This is a genomic window from Chryseobacterium sp. S90 (assembly GCF_047444895.1).
GTDB lineage: Bacteria > Bacteroidota > Bacteroidia > Flavobacteriales > Weeksellaceae > Chryseobacterium.
This window is the reverse complement of sequence record NZ_JBLGCX010000001.1, coordinates 1,055,082-1,079,715: the sequence shown is the minus strand read 5'-3', so window position 1 is coordinate 1,079,715 and position 24,634 is coordinate 1,055,082. Positions and strand designations below refer to the sequence as shown.

Here is a 24,634-nt window from a genome sequence, read left to right as displayed (position 1 = left end):
ATTTATGCAAAAAGAAAATTAGAAATGAAAGCTTCTCATAAGGAAATGTTTTTTTATAGTTAATAGTAATAAGGATTGCCTTGCCGGGCATGTCAAAGCCAACAAATATTTTAAATCAGATATTATGAATCACTACCAACGAATTTTCTGGTAATCCAACAGATGGAAGTGGTGATTGCATATGATTTAAAAAAAATAAACAATTACATATGAAAAAAATATGGCAGAAGGATAACCTTGCCACCAATATATTAGTCACTCAATTTACCGTTGGGAAAGATCTTGACTTCGACGAGCGTTTGGCAAAATATGATGTCAAAGGTTCTATGGCACATTGCAAAATGTTAGCAGAAACCGGAATTATTTCCCAGGAAGAATCAGAGCAGATGTTATCTGTTTTAAATACTATTTTAAATCAAATTGAAAATGGGACTTTTGAAATTGATAAAGAAGCTGAGGATATCCATTCTCAGGTAGAAGCAATCTTAATTGAAGAATTAGGAGATACAGGAAAGAAAATCCATACCGCAAGATCCAGAAATGATCAGGTTTTATTGGATATTAAGCTGTATTTATTGGATGAGATCCGGGAGATCACAGCTCTTACTGACGAGTTTTTCCAGATTCTGATTCAGTTGGCAGATCAGCATAAAAATGTTCTGCTTCCGGGATATACCCATTTGCAGATTGCGATGCCTTCCTCATTTGGATTGTGGTTCGGAGCTTATGCGGAAGCGCTTTTGGATGATGTGGAAATGTTGTTTTCTGTAAAGAATATAATTAATAAAAATCCATTGGGATCAGCGGCAGGTTATGGTTCGTCTTTTCCGATTAACCGTGAAAGTACAACCTATAACTTAGGATTCCAGTCGATGAATTACAATTCGGTATATGCTCAGATGACCCGTGGAAAGTCAGAAAAACTACTGGCGATGTCTATGGCAACTTTAGCGGGAACACTCGGAAAATTTGCTTATGATGTATGCTTGTACTTGAACCAAAACTTTGATTTTATCAGCTTTCCAAAAGAATTTACTACGGGAAGCAGTATTATGCCTCATAAAAAGAATCCGGATATCTTTGAACTGGTTCGTGCACGATGCAACAGAATTCAGTCACTTCCGAATGAACTTATTTTATTGACCAATAATCTTCCTTCAGGATATCATAGAGATGTGCAACTGACCAAAGAAATTCTTTTCCCGGCTATTGATTCCCTGAAAGAATGTCTGGAAATTCTAAGCTACACTTTACCTAATATTCAGGTAAAAGACGGGATTCTGGAGGATGAGAAATACAAATATCTTTTCAGTGTAGAGAAGATCAATGAAGAAGTAAAAAGCGGTAGTTCTTTCCGTGATGCTTATGTGAAAGTAGGGCAGGAGATTGAAAACAACGCGTTTGAATTTGAACCTGGAAACCTTGAACATACCCATCAGGGAAGTATCGGAAATCTTTGTCTGGATAAAATAGAATATCAGTTCAATAAACTGAAAAATAAATTATTGGGTTAGAATCTAAGCCATTAAGGTCATCAGAACTTAAGCAAAAATCAGTGGAATTTCTAAATTATTTTAGCCTGCTGTCTTTTCGTTGTGGAAGCCTTAATCTTATAAATCTTATCTGCTTAAGTGATCTTAATGGTTAGATTTTACTCCGCTCTTTGAATTTGATGATTGATAAATTGAACCATTAAGGTAGATGAAGACTTTAAGGTTAATTAAGGAAATCTACTGCATAAAATTTTATCGGAGATAAAATCTTTGCGCCCTACATCATGAAGTTTATGAATTTCTTTTGCGTCTTTGCGTTTTCTAACAAAATACGAGTTTATAAAATAAGTTGGTATACGCAAAGGCGCAAAGATAATTATGTGAATTATTTTTAAGTCGCAGGAAAATCAAAGATTTTCAGCAAGAAGTTTAAATCAGTTTTGGTTTAAAAAGAGAAGATTTATTCCAGATCAATTTTAAACTTGGTAGATTTTTTCACCTCGTGAAGCACAATGGAGCTGTGGTATTGCCCGATATTAGGAATGTTTGAGATCACATTCACAGCAAATTCATTATACGAATTGATGTCCTTGGCAATGATCTTCAACATATAGTCATACTCTCCGGAAAGACTGATGATTTCCTGTACTTCATCATATTTACCGATGTGGTTCTCAAAAGTTTCCAATACTTTCTTGGATTGTTCTTTGAGACGGACATTACAGTAGACTACAATATTTAAACCCAGTTTTTCACGGTTTAAAAGGCCCACATATTTCTGAATGATTCCTTGTTTCTCCAGTTGTTTGATTCGCTCATACGTAGGAGTAAAGGTAAGACCAATTTTTTCGGAAATTTCCTTAACCGATAATGTAGAGTCTTCCTGAATAATGCTGAGAATCATTTTGTCTTTTAAATCCATAAAATAATTTGAGTTGTAACAAAAATATTAATTTTAAATGAGAATAAGGAAATACTGAGGTTTTTAATTTATTTTAAACTTTGTTTTTGTAGGTTCGTAAAATTGTTGTATCTTTGCACCTAATGAATAAAAAAGCATTTATATCATTAGATTTACCGGGCGAAAGCGCCCTTTACGATATTTATTGTTATTAGCGAAGATTGTTGTCTTCGCTTTTTTTATGCCCAAAAATAAGAATTATGTTTACGATTACAGAACTAAGCACCGAGAGAATCAACAGTATACTGACAGAAGCGCTGGCTTTTGCAAACGGTAAAACTGCTAAAATTGAAGGAGAAGTTTTTTGCTCAAACCTTTTCTTCGAAGACAGTACAAGAACGAAAACAAGTTTTGATCTTGCAGAAAGAAAACTGGGACTTCAGGTAGTTCCGTTTGATGCATCACACAGTTCGGTAAACAAAGGCGAAAGTCTTTATGATACAGTAAAGACCATTGAAAGTATAGGAGTAAACCTGGTGGTAATCCGCGATAAGAAAGACAGATACTTCGAGGAATTAAAGAATATCAGCATTCCGGTGATTAATGGTGGAGACGGAACAGGAAATCATCCTTCACAATGTATGCTGGATTTACTGACCATTTATCAGGAATTCGGAAAGTTTGAAGGATTGAAAGTAGGAATTGTAGGCGATGTAAAACACAGCCGTGTAGCGAACTCAAATGCGGAGGCTTTAAGGAGATTAGGCGCTAAAGTATACTTCTCAGGACCGGAACAATGGTTTGACGAAGGAGCTTTAATCAACGGAACTTATATGTCAGTAGATGAGTTGATCGGCGAAGTGGATGTTTTAATGTTATTAAGAATCCAACACGAAAGACACGATTCTGCCATGAGTTTTACTGCTTCAGAATACCATAAAAGATATGGTTTGACTAAAGAAAGAGAGCAGTCGATGAAAAAAGAAGCAATCATCATGCACCCGGCTCCCATCAACAGAGGAGTGGAAATAGATTCAGACCTTGTAGAATGCAAGAGATCAAGAATCTTTAAACAAATGCAAAACGGTGTGTTCGCAAGAATGGCCATTTTAAAAGAAGCGTTGGAAAGTAAAGGGTATACCTTTAAGTAAGAGCCAGGGTAAAAGTAAGAAGTTAAAAGTTAATGAGCCCCGTAGGGGCGGCCTGTTAATGACATATAAATAAATAATAAGAGATAAAAGTTTAAAATGAAGAAAAAATTAATACTGGAGTCCGGTGAAGTGTTTCATGGAGAAGGTTTCGGAGCAGAATTGGAAACTGCAGGGGAAGTAGTTTTCAATACCGGAATGACAGGGTATCAGGAATTGATTTCTGACCCGTCGTATTGCGGTCAGATTGTTTGTATGACCTATCCGCTTATCGGAAATTATGGTATTAACCGTGATGATTATGAAAGTATTGAGCCGGCAATCAAAGGGCTTATCGTAAAAGAACTTTGCGATCTTCCTTCCAATTTCCGTACTCAGATTACTTTAGATGAACTATTTAAAAAGAAAAATCTTTCAGGAATTTCAGGAATTGATACAAGAAGACTGACAAGAATTCTTCGTAACTATGGAGTTGTAAAAGGGAAAATTGTAAATGCTGACGCTGATGAAGCTGCTGTAGCTTCTGAATTGAAATCAACAAACTTCCCAACCAATCAGGTAGAAGAGGTTTCAACAAAAACGCCTTATGCTAACCCGAACAGAGGTTTCAAAGTAGTATTGGTAGACTTCGGTGCAAAACTGGGTATTATCAGAGAGCTATCTCAAAGAAACTGTGATATCATCGTAGTTTCTCAGGATACTACAGCAGAAGAAATCCTGTTGATGAACCCAGATGGAATTATGCTTTCAAATGGTCCTGGTGACCCTGAAGATGTACCACATGCTTTAGATATGATCAGAGGATTATTAGGAAAAGTTCCAATCTTCGGAATCTGTTTAGGACACCAATTGATCGGTCTTGCTTGCGGAGCAAAAACTTTCAAGCTGAAATTCGGACACAGAGGAGGAAACCACCCGGTATTGGATTTAGAGAAAAATACAGTAGCCATTACTTCTCAAAACCACGGATATGCGGTAGATCAGGAAAGCTTAAAAGGAACAGACCTTATCGAAACGCACATCGCATTGAACGACAGAACCAACGAAGGATTAAAACACAAAATCTACCCATGTTTCTCAGTTCAGTATCACCCTGAAGCGAGCCCGGGCCCTGAAGATGCAAACTACCTGTTTGATGAGTTTATTCAAATGATGGAAGACTTTAAGAAATAAGAAAGACATCAGATATTAGACATCAGATAACAGACTTTATCATGCATAATTTTGAAAAAATAGTTTTTTGGCAGAAATCGATTGAACTTGCAAAAGAGGTTTACATCATTTGCGCAGAGTTACCTAAAGATGAAAAGTTTGGTTTGGTTTCTCAAATTAAAAGATCTGTAATCTCTATTCCTTCCAACATAGCAGAAGGGGCAGGAAGAAATAATGACAGAGAGTTTTATCATTTTCTTGGAATTGCAAATGCTTCCTCTTTTGAGCTACAGACACAGTTAATTTTAACCAGAGAATTAAATTTGCTCGAAGCAGAAAAAGTTAATAGTTTAATATCAAATCTGAATGAAATTCAAAGAATGATTTATACATTCAAATCTAATTTAAAAAAGTGATAACATCTTGTTGGAGGTCTGAAATCTGACATCTAACATCTTGTATCTAAAAAAAAGAAAAATGGCAAAACGTACAGATATAAAAACAATTTTAGTAATCGGTTCAGGACCTATCATCATTGGTCAGGCAGCTGAATTTGATTACGCAGGAACGCAGGCTTGTCTGTCTTTAAAAGAAGAAGGCTACAAGGTAATTTTGATTAACTCAAACCCTGCAACGATCATGACGGATGTGGAAATCGCAGATAAAGTATATATCGAGCCGATTTCATTACAGTTTGTAAGCCACATCATCAGAAAAGAACGTCCGGATGCTTTATTACCAACATTGGGAGGTCAGACAGGGCTGAACATGGCGGTAGAACTGGAAAAGTCAGGAATTCTTGAAGAATGCAAAGTGGAAGTATTGGGAACTAAACTTTCTGCCATCAACAGAGCAGAAGACAGAGATCTTTTCCGTGAGTTGATGAGAGAATTGAACGAGCCGGTTCCGGAATCTGATATCGTAAATACGGTAGAAGGAGCTCTTGCCTTCGCAGATGAAATCGGATATCCTGTAATTGTTCGTCCTGCATTTACAATGGGAGGAACAGGAGGAGGTATTGCTTCCAATGAGGTAGAATTAAAAGAAATTGCCGAATTGGGATTAAAGCACAGCCCGGTTACACAATGTTTGATTGAAAAATCAATCGCTGGTTTCAAAGAAATAGAATACGAAGTAATGCGTGATGCAAACGACAACGCCATTGTGGTTTGTAACATGGAAAATATTGACCCGGTAGGAGTTCACACAGGTGACTCTATCGTAGTTGCACCTTCTCAGACTCTTTCAGACAGAGAGTATCAGTTATTGAGAAATGCTTCTTTAAAAATCATCAGAGCATTAGGAATTGAAGGAGGATGTAACGTGCAGCTTGCTTTGGATCCACATTCTTTTGAATATTATATCATCGAAGTAAACCCTAGAGTATCCCGTTCATCAGCTTTAGCAAGTAAAGCAACAGGGTACCCGATTGCAAAAATCGCGGCAAAAATTGCTGTAGGATTGACACTTGATGAAATCATGAACCCGGTAACTGGAAAAACATATGCATGTTTTGAGCCGGCTCTTGACTATGTGGTGACAAAATTCCCAAGATTCCCATTCGATAAATTTGAAACGGCAGACAGAAGACTTTCTACTCAGATGAAAGCTACTGGTGAAGTAATGGCCATCGGAAGAAACCTTGAAGAATCTTTACAGAAAGCTATCCGTTCATTAGAAACAGGAATCAAGCATTTAGGATTAAAAACAAAACAGGCTGAGGCACTTACTGCTGAAGAAATCGAAAGAAGAATCAGAGTGTGTGATGATGAGAGACTTTTCATTATCGGAGATGCTTTAAGAAGAGGATACGACTGGGAACAAATTGTAGAATGGAGTAAAATCGACAAGTTCTTCATCTGGAAACTGAAAAAGTTAGTTGACTTCGAAAAAGTAATTGCTGCCAACAAATTCGATAAAGAAACATTAATTGAAGCGAAGAGATTAGGTTTCGCAGATATCAATATCGCAGTTCTTTGGGATGTAAAAGAACGTGAGGTTTTCAACTTCAGAAAAGAAAACGGAGTAATGCCGGTTTACAAAATGGTAGACACTTGTGCTGCTGAGTTTGAAAGTGAAACGCCTTATTTCTACGGAACTTACGAAGAAGAGAACGAAAGTGTTGTTTCAGACAAAGAAAAAATTATCGTACTAGGTTCCGGACCTATCAGAATCGGACAGGGAGTTGAGTTTGACTACGCTACTGTTCACTCAGTATGGGCGATCAAAGAAATGGGGTACGAGGCGATTATCATCAACAACAACCCTGAAACAGTTTCTACAGACTTCTCAATCTCTGATAAACTTTACTTCGAGCCGCTTACAGAAGAAGATGTAATGAACATCATCGAGCTTGAAAAACCTAAAGGAGTAGTGGTACAGTTCGGAGGGCAGACTGCAATTAACCTTGCAGATAAATTAGCCTCTCACGGAGTACAGATCTTGGGAACTTCACTGGAAGACCTTGACAGAGCTGAAAACAGAGATAAATTTGAAAAAGCACTTCAGGAACTTGGAATTCCTCAGCCAAAAGGAAGAACTTCAACTTCTAAAGAAGAAGCTATAAAAATTGCTAACGAAATCGGTTACCCGGTATTGGTGCGTCCGAGCTACGTTCTTGGAGGTAGAGCAATGGAAATTGTATATGCAGAAGCAGAACTGGCTTACTATATGGAACATGCAGTAGAAGCGAGCCCTGAGCACCCAGTTTTGGTTGACAAATACATGGTAGGAAAAGAGATCGAAGTAGATGCCATCTGCGACGGAGAAACAGTAGTGATTCCGGGAATTATGGAGCACATCGAAAGAGCAGGAGTTCACTCCGGAGACTCTATTGCAGTATATCCGCCGCAAAATATCTCTCAGAGCGAAATTGATACTTTGGTAGACTACACACAAAGACTGGCAAAAGGATTAAAGGTTATCGGATTAATGAACATCCAATACGTTCTTTTTGAAGGAAATGTATATGTAATCGAAGTAAACCCTCGTTCTTCAAGAACAGTTCCTTTCTTATCTAAAATCACAGAAGTTCCAATGGCTAACCTTGCAACAAAGGCAATCTTAGGACAAAAGCTGAAAGATTTAGGATACAAAAACGGATTGGTTCCAAATAAAGAAGGCGTATTTGTGAAAGTACCAGTGTTTTCTTTCTCTAAACTAACGAAAGTTGATATCTCTTTAGGCCCTGAAATGAAGTCTACAGGAGAAGTTATGGGGAAAGATACAACTCTTGAAAAAGCACTTTACAAAGGATTGGTAGCAGCAGGAAGAAAAGTTCCTATGCACGGTTCTATCCTGTTCACGGTAGCAGATAAGCACAAAGATGAGGCAGCGGCTCTTGCAGCAAGATTCCATGAAGTAGGATTCAGAATCTGGGCTACGGAAGGTACTGCGAAGTTCTTTGAAGAAAAAGGAATCCCTTGCAAAATCGGATACAAAATCGGTGAAGAAAGTGTAAATCTTATCGACCTGATCCAGAAAGGAAAAGTTCAGTATGTTGTAAATACCACTACAAAAGGTAAGCAGGCAGAAAGAGACGGATTCCAGATCAGAAGAATGAGTGTGGAAAACGGTGTTCCTTGTTTAACTTCAATGGATACAGTAGAAGCAATCCTAAAAGTAATCGAAAGCATGAGCTTCAAAATGGAGACGATGTAATCTCGAACTAGAATAAATATTAAAATCCCACAAGTTTTCTTGTGGGACTTTTTTATCAATTAATCCAGAAAAAATAAAGGATTCTGTTTACTTTTGCAAAAGCCATTTAAACTCCAGTACAATGAGTATAAAATCAATTACGATAGGATTTCTATGTTGTATTTTCGTAGCAGTACTTTCAGGATGTTCCTGGATAACTGATTTCTATATTCAAAACCTGACTGACTCCAAAAAAATAATTAAGATCAATTACAGTTATCCCATCTCAAAAGCAATTGATAATGAAGCCGACAGCTTTGCATTTAATTATGAAAGTGGAATATTGTCACCTCGGTCCTTCTATAAAATCAAAAATCCAAAGTCTCTTGAAAAAATAGAAATAAAAGATTCTTCCATTGTTCTTGAGCTTTATCCAAATTCAACAACAAAAATTTACAAAAGTCATAATGGAAGCTGGAGATATAGGATTAAGAGTGTTGAGATTAATGGAACCATTTTTTATCCTTCAGAATTAATAAATAAAAACAGATATATCAGTAAGGATTATGTTTATAAAATTAATTAAAAGTTTACTATGAATTTTTCCTTGAAAATAAAACAGACTTTTCTAAAAAGCGTAATAGCGTTTATACTTATTATTGGTTTTCATGCCAAAGCTCAAAAATCCGAGTTTAATATTGTCGGAAACTGGGAATCCATTGATTACTGGAAGAGTAAAGGCAAAGCAGGCTTTACAAAAGATGGATATGTATCCATTACAATTAACGGGGAAGAAATTGACGGCAAGAATTTTATCATCCACGGAGGTCCTAATAATGGACAAAAGGGAGAACTGAAATATAAAATTAATATGGATAAAACACCAATTGAGATTGATTTTATTGCAGTAAAAGATAATCAGGAAAAAGGAAGACTGCTAGGAATTATCGTTCCGGTTAACGATTCAAAATTCCTTATGCTGATCAACATGAATGGGAAACGGCCTGAAAATATAGATCATGATGAAACAATGACACTTACAAAGATTGAATAAAATTGATCTGAAAACAATTTAAACCTCATAGATTTCAAAAATCTATGAGGTTTTTTTGCTTTTAAACAGGAGTCTTTCATTATTTTTATTTGATAAATTTGTCCTTATGGAATTAACAACCAATGAAGAATGGATAAAAAAGCAATACAAATTTTACTCAACACCATAAAAACTTCCCAGAACGAAAGTTTAAGGGATTGGTTTTATTGGGAAACCTATATGCAGTATATCTCTGAAGATGATTTTGAGTATGCCAAGAAACAGTCTGTAATGTATGATCAGGAAGAGATAAGTCATGATGAAATTTGCAGAAGAATTAAAAGGGCTGTGGCTGGTATTGAAAAGCAGAAAGTTGTGGATGCTTTCGTGTACAGTTTAAGCACAAGACAATTAGAATACCGGTCATTTTTATCCAGCTATTGCATTGCAAGAAATCTGGAAGAGCATAGCTTTACACCAAGTCCGGAACCTAATGAAGACATCTGTGCGATATGTGGACTTCATACTTATGAGTTTGAAGATCCTATCGAATTCAATACCATCAATTATTTCAAATACAAAGATGGATGTTGTTTTGATAGTTTAATCCAGATTTTATTTGATCTGGAACAATTTCCAAAACTTCCGGTCGTTAAACCCAACGAAAATGACTATAGGATTCTCAATGAACTGAAAGAAATCATTGAAACATCAGAACCCAACGACAAAATTTCTCAACTTAAAAAGAGAATCTCAAAAACAGTAAAATCAAATGATGAAGAAAGACTAGGATTGTTGGAAATATTGGGAGTTATCGGAATTTTGCATGATGATGCCCATTTTGGGTATGCAGATCAATACGTTACCTATCCGGAAAGAGAGCACAGACCTATCAGGAATGATGATGTTGGTTATCCCGCAAGATGGTGGCAGGGAAAATTTGGAATTGATGATAAGAAGTGGAAGTATTGGTTTGAAGTGAAATAACAGGCTGTATGCTATACAGACACGTATTTGAGTGCAAATTTCCAACGCAAAAAGACCCGCAGGAATTAATTCACTGTAGTTTTTATCGGAATAGTTGAAAATTAGATTATGTTTGCCGAATTATTTATAAATTAGAGCGTTAAAATTCAAGCTGTTATTATTATTTAAAAACTAATAAGAATTCCACCAAATCAAAATATAACCATGGCAGAATATTACGCAAAATCAAGCAATTCTTTATCTTTTGAAGTCACAAAAGAAGAAAAATTAATTGGGAAACTTACTTATACAAGCTGGTTTAAATTTAATGCTGTCATTGAAATTGCTGAGGGTCAGACCTATCAGGTGGAGCCAAAAGGTTTTTGGGGAACTACCATTGAGCTGAAAGACCATGAAAGAGTCCTTTTAAAATTCAGGATGAACTGGAATGGTGAAATCGTGGTACAGACCTATTTTGATGGCGTGAAAAACGGTTATCTCTTTAAACACAGAGGTATTTTTAAAGAATCATTTGTCCTTACCGATCAGGAAGGAGTTGAACTTATGATTATCAAGCCGCATTTAAAATGGACCTCCATGAATTATGAATATCAGATTACAACATCGGATGCCTTTGAAATGTTTCCCGATAAAGAGATTGTTTTAATTAATGCCTTGCATTGTGCTAATTATTACATGTCGATGATGGCTGCTGCCGTGATATAGAAAAGATAATTTTAGATCATAAGAGAAATTATATAAAAGAGCTATCTCAAAAGTCGAATTATTCGACTTTTGTCATTCTGACGAAGGAAGAATCTCATTTACTATCAATAATAGTCCTTAACTACTTATCCAAAGCCTTTGAAACAGCCAAACTGTCTTCCAGCAGTCTGTAGCGCGTAATTTTATTATTTTGAATACGCATCTGAATACAGAATAAAGACTCTACAATACGACCTGTTGCAAGCATTCTCGTTACAAATTCTCCCGTGATAACCGCATTTTCATCATCGTTGAAAATATTTTCGATTTTAGCAGAAATGGGTTCTGTATTTTTCCATAAAAGTTCAAAAGAATCGGATACTTCCTGCCTATTATTTCTTATGCCTAGCCAGGGTGCTTTTTCTTCATCCCCAGGGATATACCAGTCTATAGTATCAGAAAATAGATTAGTTAATTCTTTTAGATTTCTTTCCGAGAGAAACTGAAGAAAGAGCTGAATGATTTCTTGGATATTACGATTCATATTTGAAGATTATAATCAATAATTGAATTTATTAGACCTTATTAATATACGAAAATTTAAGTCTCATATAAGATAAATCAGAAGTTATCTGCTTTTTTATTTTCATTAAATCCCTTTGTTGGTGACCGTTTCAGAGAAATTATTTTTATGACATGTATCATATTTTTATTTAGAATTAATAAAAATAAATAATTTTGTAGAACTAACTTAATTATAAACATGAAAAAAACAATTATTTCTGCAGCTTTATTAGCCGTAACGATGCTGAGTGCCCAGGAAACAGATACCATTAAAGTGGCTGAAATCCAATCCGTATCACTCCAGGGAACTCATAATTACAGAACCAAAAAATCGGAATCCATCGCAAGACTTCCTCTTGAAAACCTTGAAAACCCTACTGTTTACAACCTTGTTCCCAAAGAAATCATCAGTGAAATGGGAGCCATGGACTTCAACACAGCAATGGCTTCTGCTCCGGGTGTTGTGGTAAGTAACAGTGTAAACGACAGCGGGAATGATATTTTCATGAGAGGATTCAGTTCCAATGCAAGTTTCAGAAACGGATTGACTCAAAATCCAAGAGTACAGTCCGAAATCGCTAATATTGAAAGAGTAGAAGTAATTAAAGGACCGTCCGGAACCTTATTTGGAGGAACATTGGCCAACTATGGTGGAGTGGTGAATATCGTTACAAAAAAACCACAGGAAAACTTCGGAGGAATTATCAATTATACTACCGGAAGCTGGGGAATGAACAGGATCACGGCAGATGTAAACACCCCTTTGAATAAAGAAAAAACAGCATTGGCAAGATTCAATGTGGCAGCTTATTCTCAGGATTCATTCCAGGATGCCGGTTACAACAAAGGATTGTTCTTCTCTGGAAGTGTTTTATATAAAGTAAGTGACAAAACCACAGTAACACTTGATACCGAGTTTCATGCTCCGGATAAAACATTAAATGCTTATGTAAGAAACTCAGAAAAACTGACCTTGCACTCGATGAAGGACCTGGAAGTAGCTTATAAAAGAGCATTTACAAGCAATGATATCGGTTCCAAAAGAACCAATTTTGTAACGATGGCTGAAGTTACCCATAAATTCAATGACCAATGGACTTCAAGAACGTCTTACCAGAGAGGAGAAGCCAATGAAAATGAATCTATATTTTTAGTACTCAGATATCTGAATAATAATCAGGTTGAAAGAATGATTCGTCCCTTTGACAGCTTTAAAGTGACCACAGACAATATCCAGCAGAATTTTACAGGAGATTTTAAAATAGGAGGCTTAAGAAACCGCCTGGTAGTAGGAATAGATTATTTCCAGCAAAGAACAAAATATCAGTTCCCTTACTATGAAGCCAACGGATACAGCAATGTTTTCATGCCTTACGATAAAGTTAGCCTTGATAGCTCTTCCGCTTGGGATCCTATTTCAAGAAATAAATTCATGAATAAGGAAAGAAAATCTACAGAATCTGATATTACTACATTCAGAACGATCAGCGGTTATATCTCCAATGTTTTGAATATCACAGACAACTTACTGGTAATGGCAAGTTTGAGAGTAGACAGCTATAAAAATGATGATACGGTTGTAAATGGGGTAGAGATTTCTACGAAAAACGGATATCCTGAAAATAAAGTTACGGGATACAGCCAGACCCAGTTTTCTCCAAAATTCGGATTGGTGTATGAAATTGTAAAAGATCAGATTTCATTCTTTGCCAATTACGTAAATGGATTTAAAAACTATGCTCCGTCATTGAATGAAGTCGGTGTATTGACAAAATGGGATCCGGAACAGGGAAATCAGGTTGAAACGGGCTTTAAAGTGGATCTTTTCCATAAAAAATTATTGACAACGGTGAGCTATTATAATATTAGTGTTAAAAACCGTCTTGTAGCAGATCCGGGCGGAATAGGAAGCATTCAGGATGGAAATATCAAAAGCCAGGGACTGGAAATAGGGATTATCGCCAATCCTTTCAAAGGATGGAATATCGTTGCGGGATATGGATATAACGATAATAAATATGATGACCGAAGCAAAGACAGCGGAAAAAGAATCGCCTGGACACCAAAACATGTAGCTAATTTATGGACAAGTTACAAGATTATGGATGGAGCGTATGAAGGACTTGGTTTCGGAGCCGGATTCAATTTTGTGGATCAAACCTATATCAATATTACCAATCATTTCCTCGCTCCTTCTTATACTACAGTGGGGGCTACGGTTTTCTATGACAAGAAAAAATACAGAATCGGTTTGAAAATGAATAATGCTTTGAATGAAAACTACTGGAACTTCTACGGACAGCCACAGAAGCCAAGAGAAATCCTTGCCAATTTTGCATTTAAATTTTAAAACCTGAAAAACAAAAAATAATCTCAACGAAAATATAAGGATGAAAATCGCAAAGGTGTAACGCTTTGATTGATAGTAAACAACTGTTTCTGATGCCCTCAAATATGCTAAAGTAAATGGCAGCAGGAATAACTCTTTTCACTTTTCAAACATGCCATTATTATCACCTTGTTGCGCCTTTGCATTTTCAACTATTACATTTTTGAATGATGAAAACAGATATGGAAAACAAAAAAATTAATCCTAAAAAAAAGCTGGGAAAATCCCTTACCAAAAGGATCACCGGCTGGCTGCATCTGTGGCTCGGCCTGGTTTCCGGAATCATTGTGCTTACCGTTACTCTTTCGGGAACGGTATTTGTCTTTTGTGACGAAATCATTGATCTGTGCGGTGGAAGCGCCAAATATGTTCAGGTTCCGGCTCATGTTAAAAAAATGACACCCGAAGAATTGCTTGTCCAGTTTCACAAACAGGTTCCGGACAGAAAAGCGTTCTATTTTGATACTTATAAAGAATCAGACAGAAGTTTCAGGGTAGCTTCAGCAACGAAGCCTCCTAAAGATAAAAATGCTGATAAAGCAGAAAAACCAAAGAAAAAAGGCCGTGGTCCTCGTGGTGTATTTGCTTATCATTATCTTGATCCTTATACCGGAAAAGTAATCGGTTCTACAAAAAGCTATGAATTTTTCTATGTGGTAGCCCATATTCATGCGCAGTTGCTGGCAGGAAAGTTCGGGAAAACGGTGGTTGGAATTGCTTCCATCATATTTTTTGTTCAGCTCATCGGCGGATTGATTCTCTGGTGGCCAAAAAAATGGAACAAAACAACAAGAACAACAGCTTTTAAAATTAAATCCGGAACAAAATGGCGCAGAAAAAACTACGATTTTCATAATGTCTTTGGTTTTTATTCATTACTTCCGGCAGTGTTTATTACCATTACGGGACTCATTATGGCCTATGAAGTTTTAACCAATCTTACCCAGCAGGCTTTCGGCGGAGCAGTAGATGCCCATACTATTGCAGAAAAATATGAACCTAAATTTGATCCTGAGAAAAAAGCCTTGTCTTATGCTGATTTCGTCGACAAAAAATTCAAAGAATTTCCCAATGCAAAACAGTTCAGGATGAGTCTTCCAAGAAATGATTCAGCAACGGTGTATCATGTAGTTGCAGCTCAGTTTATCGGGCTAAAAAGCCTTGTCAACGGGAAGAGTATGGAAACAAATAAATATACGGGAAAAGAAATTGATTATCCGAAAGAAGTTCAGATGCATGAAGTAATAGAACACATGAATTTTGATCTTCACGTAGGCTATTGGGGAGGAATATTCGGTAAAATATTCACATTCATTATCGGAATTATCTGTACAAGCCTCCCGGTTACCGGATTCCTGATCTGGTGGGGCAGAAGAAACAAATCACCCAAAAAGAATAAAGAAGTTAAAAATATTCATCAACACAGAAAAGATTCACACCATGAACAGCTGGTTTAAAATTATCACACTCTCATTACTTTTAGTATTTGCATCTGGAAAAGCCCAGGAAAAACTGACAATAGGAGAGAAGCAAACTATATTTTCAAAAGTTTTAAATGAAAACAGGGAAATCTGGGTTCACTTGCCTAAAACCTATAATGACAATGCTATAAGTCCCGCCAAATATCCGGTAATCTATCTTTTAGACGGAGAAATCAATTTTGAATATTATACAGGATTAACGGATTTTATTGCCAGAACTCCTTATGCTGATATTCCCGAATGTATTGTTGTAGGAATTAAAAATACCGAAAGGACAAGAGATCTTACTCCCACAAAAGCTCAGAAGAAAAGTCCTGTAAATCCGGATATCATACTTTTTGCCGACAGTGGCGGAGGCGAAAACTTCTTGAAATTTATGCAGGAAGAGCTGAAACCATTCATTAATAAAAACTACAGAACTCAGGATTATTCTGTATTGGTTGGGCATTCTTTCGGGGGATTATTTGCCATCAATACATTCCTTTTACATCCGGAGTATTTCAATGCTTATGTTGCGAACGATCCAAGTTTATGGTGGGATAATAAAGTGACCATCATCAGAACAAAAGAGTATCTGGAAAAGAATAAAAAGTTTCCTGCAAAAAAATCTTTGTACGTTTCTCAGGCAGACAATGAAGAACAGCAGAAAAACTGGAATTCTGATATGACTCAGGCCATTGAAGAGTTTAAAGGAATCATAGAAAAAAACGGATCTCTGAACTATAAACATAGTTTTTTTGAAGGAGAAACCCATGGAACTGTTTCCTATCCGGGAAATTATGAAGCATTAAAATTCATATTTAAAGGTTTCAGAACGGATATAAAACAACTTGCCAAAAATCCCACACTGCTGGAAGAAGATTATAAAAAGTTTTCCGAAAAAATGGGTACAGAGTTTACCCCTTCAGAAGCTTATCTGAATGTAGTCATCAAATTCATGAAAAGCAACAGTTTCAAAGAATCTGAAAACTATTTTACGAACCTGAAAGACCAATATTATCCTAAAAAATAATATACTGAAAAGAAACTGTGCCAAAAATCAAACAATTTGGCTTTTGACACAGTTTCTTTTTTATATATACTAATTTTAAAATTAGGTTTTGGCTAAAGCCAATGGAATTGCTGATGTAATAAAAAACGGGCTAAAGCCCGTTCCTATTGAATATTTTCTCGCAGATTTTGCTGATTGAGCAGATTTATTCTCAAAGATTATCCACCCAGTTTGTCATTCCGTAGGAATTCAGATGCTGTATTTGGCCATTGGGAAAGAATTAAGGCTTTTTTTGGATTGGAATAGAGTTTTATGGATAGAGTGTTGATATTAAGGATATAGATTCCTACGGAATGGACACACTAAGTGTATAATTGATCATTCCGGTAGAATCTAAACATATTCATTTTCAAGAGCTCTTTTTTAATGTCTGTTATCACAATTGATAGGGAAATCTTTCTCCGTTTTATCTAAAAAACTAATGGAAGGACAACCAAAAGACTGTGCTATGAACCCAAAAATCACAGGAGGTTTTCCTTTAAAAAGATGACCTGTATATTGGAAAATATTAGCTTCATCAGCATCTATCCCGTACAAAGGAAGAAATTCTCCGCCATCACTTCCTGCAAGAGAAAATGTTTTCTCAGCAATCTTTTCCTTATCATTATTAATCACTACCAATTTGCGTTCTACAGTATTTCCTTCTTCAAGATAATCCTGCAGATAATAGGTCAGGTTTTCATACTGTGACTGATAGGTTTTTCCCTGAACTAATTTTGAATGAGAAAAATATTTTTTTGAAATATCGGCACCTGCTTTTTGCCATTTCATCGCTTTCATTTTATTTTCTACGAAAGGATTTGTACTTCCAAAATATGCGATGGCATTATTAAATCGGTCGTACTCTGTGGTTTTTTGGTGAGTAGCTACCTGAAAGCCCATCATATAAGAATCCGGATCTAAATCTTCACTATCTGTGTAAGGACTTAGATAAGCTACTGCTTTTAATTGGCTTATCGGCATTTTTTGAAGTTTATTAGAGCCATACTCATAAATATAGAGCGAATCCTTTTCCGTGAGATGAACTCCGTTGAGAAGTTTTTTTCTGCTGGAAGCATCCAATTCAAAATGCTGGCGTTCTTCATAAGTCATCTGCTTATGATTTTTAACAATGTCTGCAGGAATAGGTTGCTCTCCTTTGTAGATATCTGAAACAGAAATAAAAATATCCATATCAGAATCTTTTTCAGCGGATGAAATAACAGATAAACTGAAAATATTAAAATCGGTATAATCTATTTTCTCTTCGGTTTTTGTTGTTTTTATAGAATCATTCGCGGGTTTTATTTCTGTGGTAACTGTTTTCTTTTCTTCTTTCTGACAGCTTATAATAACCAGTGAGGAAAATAAAAGGGCTGCAGCAGTTTTGGCTTTCATGATTTTTCTTAGTTTTAAGGTGTTTATCATATTCTAATTCATTTTGTAGTAAGGCTCTGAAAAGTATTTGCTGGGTTTTATATAAGCCATTTTCCTCTCGGCATCAAAAATCCAGATAAATCTGCGGAGCATATCGGCACCCAGATAGCTTACATTTTGTGTTTTAAGCTCTCCTGAGAAAAATCCTGCCGGGATATCTTTGAAAACACTCTTTCCCAGTTTGAAATAAGGAAGAATGGCCTGTTTGGTGGTTAGAGTTTTTCCTTCAGAATTTTTCAGCGTTTTTTCTCCGGTTACTTTTAGCTTTTTGTCAAGATGCTTTTCTTCAGCAAATTCATTACTGTACAGAATAGCTCCGGAAAATCCTGATTGCAGTACAAAATAGGCTTCCTGCTGTTGATTTCCATCAATAATATTATCTCCGGCAAGATAGAATCCGTCATGATCTAAGATGATATTTAAAGGCTGGTACTCTTTCAGGTCCGGCATTTTATCATACATCACAAATTGGTTGTTATCATAATCAATTTTAAATGCTTTACCATCAAAAATTCCGGTTCCGATTTTTCCGTCCGCTTCATGTCCTGTTAACTGATTATCGAAAAAGCGTACATTTTTCTGGATGATTTTTCCAATTTCTACGGTATTATGATCACTGATTTCTTCTTTATTGAAAATAATATGATCTGCTTTCCGCTTTCGTTCGGGTGAAATTGAATAATCTTTCATCGCAATCTGAAACATCAGATCCAGAGAATCTTTTTTGTTGACAAGGGTTTTCACAATGATATTATTGTGTTTTGTGATCCGGAAAGGAATGGTTTGCTGAGCTTTCATCCCGGAAAATCCAATAGAAAGCAGCATAAAAAGGGCTGTTTTTTTGAGCATTATAAGTGATTAGTGTTTTAAAACATTAAAATTACCTATTATCTTTGGAAAAGCAAATAATAAAATAAAATGGTTGAAAAATTGCTTCAAAGCGGAATCCATTGGAAAAAGAAAGAATTCAAACGGAATGAGTTCCTTAAGATTTCAGGCAGTACAGATACTAATATTTATTTTATTGAAAACGGCAGTGTCCGGATTTTCATGATGGATGAAAATGAAGAGAGAATTATCCGTTTCGGATATATCGGAAATATTATTGTCAGTCTTGACTCTTTTTTATCAGGAAAACCCTCAGATTTATATATTCAGGCTATTAAAAAATCAACTGTGAAAATTGCTTCAAAAATAGATTTTTATGAGTTTGTACAATCCGATGAAGAACATATGAAATTTTGGATGAATATTCTTGAAGATCTTGTATTGCAACAGCTGGAAAGAGAAAAAGATCTGCTGATCAATGCTCCGGGAGAACGTTTTGAGAGAGTTTTAAAACGAAGTCCGAAGCTATTTCAGGAAGTTCCCAATAAATACATTGCCAATTACCTGAGAATGTCACCGGAAACTTTGTCAAGGCTTAAAAAATCTTGAGTTCAGTCAAGATTTAAGAAAAATCTGATGATGATATTTGCATAAAAAACATCATGAAAACTTCAGTTTCAGTATTATTAAGTGAATTACAGCAAAGAACCAGTCAGCATTTAGAATACGCACAGACCCTTTTAGAAAAAACAGAAAGAGAGCTGAATTTCAGAAATTCACAAGATAGTTGGAGTTCACTGGAATGTCTGGAACATCTCAATCGGTATGGAAACTTCTATATTCCCGAAATCACCAACAGAATAGATGGCTCTAAAATTTCTCCGAAAGATACTTTCAAACCAGGAATTCTAGGGAATTATTTTGCTAAAAGCATGCTTCCCAAAGAGAATTTGAATAAAATGAAAACGCTTAAAATAATGAATCCTATCCACAGTCAACTCAATAAAACAGTGATAGAGAAATTTATCAGTCAGCAAAAACAGCTGCTAGGATTATTAGAAAAAGCGCAGAATATTGATCTTGAAAAAACAAAAACGAGCATCAGTATTTCAAAACTGATCAAACTGAAGCTGGGAGACACCTTCCGTTTTGTTATCTATCACAACACGAGACATATTGAGCAGATTCAGAAAATACTCAACTCATAAAGTTGGAGTTTATTTATTAACTTTTCATAGTTTTGTTGCGCTAAAAGCTTTATATGAAAAAATATCTATTAGGAATTCTATTATTCTCGATCGTATCATGTGGAAGTTCTGACGAACTAGACAATCAAACACCAAATACCGATCCGCCATTAGGTAAAATTAAAACACTTACCCTTAAGGATGAAGAGATAGCAAATGGTATAGCTTCTCTTGTTCAGAAACAAGATTTTAAGTTTGAATACAACAATAATCAGTTGATTAAAGTTTGGGATACTAATGGTGATTATACTGAAAATCTTAGCTATACCAATGGTTTACTTACTTCGGTTTCTATTGTGGGAAACACGTATGTAATGGACTTGTCAAACCCTTATCCATTTACTGAAAAGAGACAACTTATCTATGATAATAATCAAAGGCTTATAAAAGTAAAAAGTTTAGATTCAGGTAATTATAAGACTTTTGATTATCCGTCTTCAGATGTAATTATTGTGAAATATTATAATGAGAATTATTCCGGAGCAGCATTTAATACGGAAATGCTTAAAATCTTTTTAAATAATCATAACGTAACAAAAGTTGAAAGATATGAAGAAGGAAATTTATCAAAGTTGAGAGATGTTAAAACTTATGAATATGATCATAATATAAATCCTAATTATTTGATTGATAGAAATAGAATACTAGCACTGCCTGAATATGCTTATAATATTTTTATACTTCAAGATTATTCACAAATTTCCAGAAATAACGTAAGCAAAGAGATAAAGTATTATTTGGGTTCGTTACCTGAAAGTCCAAAGAAAGAATTTGAAATGGTTTATCAATATCAAAATAATAATCTCCCTTCCTCAATTTATTATCAGGAAAAGGTTTCTGATGCTACGCCTGTTGATTATTTGAGAGTATCTGCAGTTTATGGATATTAAATTTATTTTTTATGTATAAATTTAAGCCTTGTAAGAATTCTTATGAGGTTTTTTATTGTTATTAAATGGAAATACACCAAAAAAAGATATCAACTCCATTGGGAGAAATGATTGCCTGTGCTGTAGACCAGGGTATTTGTCTGCTTGAATTTACAGATCGAAAGAATATTGAAAAGCAGCTGAAAGCTCTTTCAAAAGCTTTGAAAGCAGAGATTGCAGAAAAAGAACACCCCCATTTTGTACAGCTGGAAGAAGAACTGAAAGACTATTTTGAAGGAAAAAGAAGCCACTTCGAAGTTCCGCTATTTACCACAGGCACTGAATTTCAGGAAAAAGTCTGGCAGCTTCTCCGCGAAATTCCTATGGGAGAAATCAGAACGTATAAACAGCAATCGGAAATCTTAGGAAATCCCAAAGCGATACGTGCCGTAGGAACAGCTAATGGAATTAATAAGATTGCTATTTTAATCCCTTGTCACCGGGTGATAGGCTCCAATGGTGAACTCGTTGGTTATGCCGGCGGGATATGGAGAAAACAAAAGCTGTTGGAATTGGAAAAAGCTATTTTGTTTTAATTTTTTTTAAAAGTACTTTTACACCTTACTTTTTATCCTATAAAATAAGCTTGCTGTATTTTTTATGAAGTCAAAGACTCCGGTTATTTTAATTTCTTCCAGACTTATTATTGGGTTTATCATCATTTCTTTAAGCCTCATTAAAATAGAAAATCATAAGGAAATTGCTATCGTTCTTTTGTCCATAGGATTATTGACGGATATTTTTGACGGAATTATCGCTAGGTATCTGAATGTTTCCACTCAGAAACTCAGGCGTCTGGATTCTACGGTTGACCAGATTTTCTTTATTTTAGTGGGGATTTCCACTTATATACTATGTCCTGAATTCTTCAAAATAAATGCTTACAAAATAATTATTCTGGTGGGGGCAGAAGTTTTGATTTATCTGGTAAGCTTTTTAAAATTCAGAAAAGAAGTGGCAACGCATTCTATCGGGGCTAAAATATGGACCTTATTTCTTTTTGGAACACTTATTCAGGTTATCTTAGATTGTCAGTCTGTTATTTTATTTAATCTATGTTTTTGGATAGGATTACTCACCCGGGCAGAGATTATTGCCATCCTTTTAATCCTTAAAAAATGGACGAATGATGTGCCTTCTGTTTTTCATTCCATACAGCTGAGAAAAGGGAAAACGATTAAGAAAAGTAAAATGTTTAATAGTTGATAATTTACTTTTTAAAAGAATTTGGTTAAAAAATCCCTTCATAGAAAAATATCGGTAAAACAAAATTTAACGAAGTTTATGAAAGCTATTTTGTTTTGATTTTTGTAATTTTAAACAAAAATTTACACGTGAAAAAGTTATTAGCAGCAGTTTGCATTTCAATTTCAGCATTAAGTTTTGCTCAGGATTATTCTGTGCCGGCAGCAAGTCCGCGTCAGAAGGTTGAGCAGCAGTTTTCTATGTCTAAAATCTCCATCGACTACGGAAGACCGGGAGTGAAAGGACGTAAAATCTTCGGAGAATTGGTTCCTTATGGTCAGGTTTGGAGAGCAGGTGCTAACTCTTCTACAAAAATTACTTTCGGACAGGCCGTTAATTTCGGTGGAAAAACAGTTCCTGCAGGAACTTACGGATTGTTCATCGTTCCTACAGAAAAAGAATGGAAAGTAATACTGAATAAAGATTTCCAACAGTGGGGAGCTTACACTTACGATCCTAAACAGGACGTAGTAGATGTTACCGTACCGGTAAATACCCTTACAGACAAACAAGAGTGGTTTGAAATTACTTTAAATCCTACAGATGAAAACACAGGAAATTTAGTGATCAAATGGGATATGGCTCAGGCAGAAGTTCCTTTGAAACCATCAAAATTAGACACTGTAATCAAGATTTCTGACAAATTGAAGGAAATCAAGAAAATAGAATCAGATTCTACTAAAAAGAGCTAAGTAATGAATTTTTCTGTTCAGCCCGTTTTAGAGAATGAAGAATTTCAATTGATCCCCTTACAGCAAGGGGATTTTGAATCTTTATATGAAGTAGCTTCCGATCCTAAAGTCTGGGAACAGCATCCCAACAAAAACCGTTATCAGAGAGAGGTTTTCGAAAACTTTTTTACAGGAGCTATGGAGAGTGGCGGAGCTTTCAAGATTATTGAGAAAGCTACCGGAGACGTATTGGGAAGCAGCCGTTATTATGACTTTGATGAAGAAGACAGCCATATTTTCATCGGATATACTTTCTATGGAACAAAATCCTGGGGTAAAGGAATCAATCCACAGGTTAAAAAACTGATGCTGGATTATATTTTCCAGTTTGTAGATAAGGTTCATTTTCATATCGGAAAAGAAAATTTCCGTTCACAGACAGCTTTGGAAAGACTTGGAGGACAAAAAATTGCTGAAGAAGAAGTTGCTTATTTTGCAGAGCCTACAAGAACCAATTTCGTATATGAAATCACAAAAGAAGCCTGGATATGAAAAAATATAAAATTCAACATTCACCATTTATAGTTCCTACTAACGATGGGAAACTGATAGAAGAGCATTGGGGAAATTCTACCGGAAATTCTAAAGTTTCTATTGCTCATATGGTGGCACCTCCGGACTGGAGTGAACCTCATCAGACCCCCGAATTTGATGAATTTACTTACATCATTTCAGGAAAAAAACAGTTTGAAATTGATGGAGAGATCGTTACTCTGGAAAAAGGTCAGAGTATTCTAATTGAAAAAGGAGCAAGAATCCGTTACAGTAATCCATTTTCAGAACCTTGCGAATACCTTGCCATCTGTCTGCCTGCATTTTCTATGGAGTTGGTCAACAGAGAAGAGGAAGGAGTAGATTAAGAAAATTTTTAAAATATAAAAAAGCAAATCCTCGGATTTGCTTTTTTGTTTGGGTATTAAATTAGAATTATTTTCTTGAATGCCTATAATTCTATATTTATTTCAAAATTTCTTTCAGAAACATCAGGGTATGATTCCAGGCTCTTTTTGCCATGGTTTCATTATAGTCCGGTGATTTCGGATCTGTGAAAGTATGTTTGGAGTGAGCGTATGTGATAATCTGCCAGTCTGCATTTCCTTCATTCATTTCTTTGATGAGGTTATTGTAATCATCAGGAGTTACACTTTTATCATCAGCGGGATTTTCAACCAGAATTTTAGCAGTTAGGGCTTCATTTTTTCTGCTCTGATCCCTTGCAAGACTTCCATGGATAGAAACCACTCCTGCAACAGGTAAATGACCTCTGGCTGATTCTAACGCTCCGGTACCACCGAAACAATAACCGATAACAGCTGTTTTGTCAGAAATAGCCCCGTTTTTCTTCAGCTGCTCCAAAGCCAGCGAAATTCTTTTCTGGTATTCGTTATAATTCTGTTTGTAATATCCTGAACTTTTAGCAGCAGATTCATTGTCTGCAGGAATTTTTCCTTCGCCATAAATATCAGCGATAAAGGCAATATAACCTTGTTTTTCAAGTTCAAGAGCAGCCGTCTTAGCTTCTTCGTCAATCCCTTTCCAGGCTGGGAGAATCAAAACTCCCGGAAGTTTCTTTCCTGCATTGGAAGTGATAAGACCATTTAGTTTCTGCGCACCGTCCTGATAGGAAACAGATTTAAGTTTCTGACTGAAAAGAGTTCCTGAAGCCATAATCATTGTGGTTAATAAGATAGAACGTATCATAATTAATTATTTGTG

Annotated in this window: 25 protein-coding genes; 20 read left to right on the top strand and 5 right to left on the bottom strand. The window is 35.6% G+C overall.

All coding sequences use genetic code 11. The features are described from left to right. The first annotated feature begins 209 nt into the window (after nt 1–209). A complete protein-coding gene (argH, locus tag ACLMCG_RS05060) occupies nt 210–1,514 on the top strand; it encodes an argininosuccinate lyase (RefSeq protein WP_413959036.1) in 1,305 nt (434 codons plus the stop codon). A 439-nt stretch (nt 1,515–1,953) separates the two neighbouring features. On the opposite strand, the gene ACLMCG_RS05055 is transcribed toward argH, so the two are convergent. Further along, nucleotides 1,954–2,415 carry an Lrp/AsnC family transcriptional regulator gene (locus tag ACLMCG_RS05055; RefSeq protein WP_002980286.1) on the bottom strand — a complete coding sequence of 154 codons (462 nt, stop codon included), beginning with the start codon at nt 2,413–2,415 and terminating at the stop codon, nt 1,954–1,956. 239 nt (nt 2,416–2,654) lie between these two features. On the opposite strand from ACLMCG_RS05055, the gene ACLMCG_RS05050 reads away from it, so the two are divergent. The 8 genes from ACLMCG_RS05050 (at nt 2,655) to ACLMCG_RS05015 (ending at nt 11,058) form a co-directional block, all read left to right on the top strand. Next, on the top strand, nt 2,655–3,545 hold the full coding sequence (locus ACLMCG_RS05050; protein WP_142716340.1) for an aspartate carbamoyltransferase catalytic subunit: 891 nt from the start codon (nt 2,655–2,657) through the stop codon (nt 3,543–3,545). A gap of 96 nt (nt 3,546–3,641) precedes the next feature. Next, nucleotides 3,642–4,715, top strand: coding sequence for a carbamoyl phosphate synthase small subunit (locus tag ACLMCG_RS05045; RefSeq protein WP_413959035.1), 1,074 nt, complete (start codon nt 3,642–3,644; stop codon nt 4,713–4,715). 41 nt (nt 4,716–4,756) lie between these two features. Beyond that, nucleotides 4,757–5,110 carry a four helix bundle protein gene (locus ACLMCG_RS05040; RefSeq protein WP_309875575.1) on the top strand — a complete coding sequence of 118 codons (354 nt, stop codon included), beginning with the start codon at nt 4,757–4,759 and terminating at the stop codon, nt 5,108–5,110. A 61-nt stretch (nt 5,111–5,171) separates the two neighbouring features. After that, nucleotides 5,172–8,354 carry a carbamoyl-phosphate synthase large subunit gene (gene carB / locus ACLMCG_RS05035; protein WP_223600153.1) on the top strand — a complete coding sequence of 1,061 codons (3,183 nt, stop codon included), beginning with the start codon at nt 5,172–5,174 and terminating at the stop codon, nt 8,352–8,354. 121 nt (nt 8,355–8,475) lie between these two features. Next, on the top strand, nt 8,476–8,919 hold the full coding sequence (locus tag ACLMCG_RS05030; protein WP_255814624.1) for a hypothetical protein: 444 nt from the start codon (nt 8,476–8,478) through the stop codon (nt 8,917–8,919). 9 nt (nt 8,920–8,928) lie between these two features. After that, nucleotides 8,929–9,387, top strand: coding sequence for a hypothetical protein (locus tag ACLMCG_RS05025; protein WP_413959034.1), 459 nt, complete (start codon nt 8,929–8,931; stop codon nt 9,385–9,387). Between the two features lie 129 nt (nt 9,388–9,516). Then, nucleotides 9,517–10,353 carry a hypothetical protein gene (locus tag ACLMCG_RS05020; protein ID WP_413959033.1) on the top strand — a complete coding sequence of 279 codons (837 nt, stop codon included), beginning with the start codon at nt 9,517–9,519 and terminating at the stop codon, nt 10,351–10,353. Between the two features lie 204 nt (nt 10,354–10,557). Then, nucleotides 10,558–11,058, top strand: coding sequence for a hypothetical protein (locus ACLMCG_RS05015; protein WP_223600151.1), 501 nt, complete (start codon nt 10,558–10,560; stop codon nt 11,056–11,058). Nucleotides 11,059–11,179: 121 nt separating this feature from the next. On the opposite strand, the gene ACLMCG_RS05010 is transcribed toward ACLMCG_RS05015, so the two are convergent. Continuing rightward, nucleotides 11,180–11,581, bottom strand: coding sequence for a nuclear transport factor 2 family protein (locus tag ACLMCG_RS05010; RefSeq protein WP_223600150.1), 402 nt, complete (start codon nt 11,579–11,581; stop codon nt 11,180–11,182). 219 nt (nt 11,582–11,800) lie between these two features. Here ACLMCG_RS05010 and ACLMCG_RS05005 point away from each other — a divergent pair, with 219 nt between their 5' ends. From ACLMCG_RS05005 to ACLMCG_RS04995, 3 genes are all read left to right on the top strand, one after another. Continuing rightward, a complete protein-coding gene (locus tag ACLMCG_RS05005; protein WP_413959032.1) occupies nt 11,801–13,951 on the top strand; it encodes a TonB-dependent siderophore receptor in 2,151 nt (716 codons plus the stop codon). Nucleotides 13,952–14,172: 221 nt separating this feature from the next. Beyond that, entirely contained in the window at nt 14,173–15,447 is a 1,275-nt protein-coding gene (locus tag ACLMCG_RS05000) for a PepSY-associated TM helix domain-containing protein (protein WP_413959031.1), read from the top strand. Continuing rightward, nucleotides 15,431–16,483: an alpha/beta hydrolase gene (locus tag ACLMCG_RS04995; protein ID WP_413959030.1), complete on the top strand. Its 1,053-nt coding sequence runs from the start codon at nt 15,431–15,433 to the stop codon at nt 16,481–16,483. The genes ACLMCG_RS05000 and ACLMCG_RS04995 overlap by 17 nt, the downstream gene beginning before the upstream one ends. 402 nt (nt 16,484–16,885) lie before the next feature. Here ACLMCG_RS04995 and ACLMCG_RS04990 read toward each other — a convergent pair whose 3' ends face one another. Together ACLMCG_RS04990 and ACLMCG_RS04985 are read right to left on the bottom strand one after the other, a co-directional pair. Beyond that, nucleotides 16,886–17,899 (bottom strand): hypothetical protein, encoded by a 1,014-nt coding sequence (locus ACLMCG_RS04990; protein ID WP_413959029.1) that lies wholly within the window; start codon nt 17,897–17,899, stop codon nt 16,886–16,888. 33 nt (nt 17,900–17,932) lie between these two features. Then, entirely contained in the window at nt 17,933–18,787 is an 855-nt protein-coding gene (locus ACLMCG_RS04985) for a hypothetical protein (RefSeq protein ID WP_413959028.1), read from the bottom strand. A 69-nt stretch (nt 18,788–18,856) separates the two neighbouring features. On the opposite strand from ACLMCG_RS04985, the gene ACLMCG_RS04980 reads away from it, so the two are divergent. From ACLMCG_RS04980 to ACLMCG_RS04945, 8 genes are all read left to right on the top strand, one after another. After that, the gene (locus tag ACLMCG_RS04980) at nt 18,857–19,375 is read left to right on the top strand and encodes a Crp/Fnr family transcriptional regulator (protein ID WP_413959027.1); all 519 of its coding nucleotides are present in this window, start codon (nt 18,857–18,859) and stop codon (nt 19,373–19,375) included. Between the two features lie 53 nt (nt 19,376–19,428). Continuing rightward, complete coding sequence (locus tag ACLMCG_RS04975) at nt 19,429–19,974, top strand: DinB family protein (protein ID WP_413959026.1); 546 nt, start codon at nt 19,429–19,431, stop codon at nt 19,972–19,974. Nucleotides 19,975–20,027: 53 nt separating this feature from the next. Then, complete coding sequence (locus tag ACLMCG_RS04970; protein ID WP_413959025.1) at nt 20,028–20,903, top strand: hypothetical protein; 876 nt, start codon at nt 20,028–20,030, stop codon at nt 20,901–20,903. Nucleotides 20,904–20,968: 65 nt separating this feature from the next. Then, nucleotides 20,969–21,478, top strand: coding sequence for a methylated-DNA--[protein]-cysteine S-methyltransferase (locus ACLMCG_RS04965; RefSeq protein ID WP_413959024.1), 510 nt, complete (start codon nt 20,969–20,971; stop codon nt 21,476–21,478). Between the two features lie 64 nt (nt 21,479–21,542). Further along, a complete protein-coding gene (locus tag ACLMCG_RS04960) occupies nt 21,543–22,148 on the top strand; it encodes a CDP-alcohol phosphatidyltransferase family protein (protein WP_413959023.1) in 606 nt (201 codons plus the stop codon). 128 nt (nt 22,149–22,276) lie between these two features. Beyond that, nucleotides 22,277–22,879, top strand: a complete 603-nt coding sequence (locus ACLMCG_RS04955; RefSeq protein ID WP_223600138.1) for a DUF2911 domain-containing protein — start codon at nt 22,277–22,279, stop codon at nt 22,877–22,879. 3 nt (nt 22,880–22,882) lie between these two features. After that, nucleotides 22,883–23,410: a GNAT family N-acetyltransferase gene (locus ACLMCG_RS04950; RefSeq protein ID WP_413959022.1), complete on the top strand. Its 528-nt coding sequence runs from the start codon at nt 22,883–22,885 to the stop codon at nt 23,408–23,410. Beyond that, entirely contained in the window at nt 23,407–23,778 is a 372-nt protein-coding gene (locus tag ACLMCG_RS04945; protein WP_223600136.1) for a cupin domain-containing protein, read from the top strand. Before ACLMCG_RS04950 ends, ACLMCG_RS04945 begins: the two co-directional genes overlap by 4 nt. A gap of 97 nt (nt 23,779–23,875) precedes the next feature. On the opposite strand, the gene ACLMCG_RS04940 is transcribed toward ACLMCG_RS04945, so the two are convergent. Continuing rightward, on the bottom strand, nt 23,876–24,619 hold the full coding sequence (locus ACLMCG_RS04940) for a dienelactone hydrolase family protein (protein ID WP_223600135.1): 744 nt from the start codon (nt 24,617–24,619) through the stop codon (nt 23,876–23,878). Nucleotides 24,620–24,634: the final 15 nt, after the last annotated feature.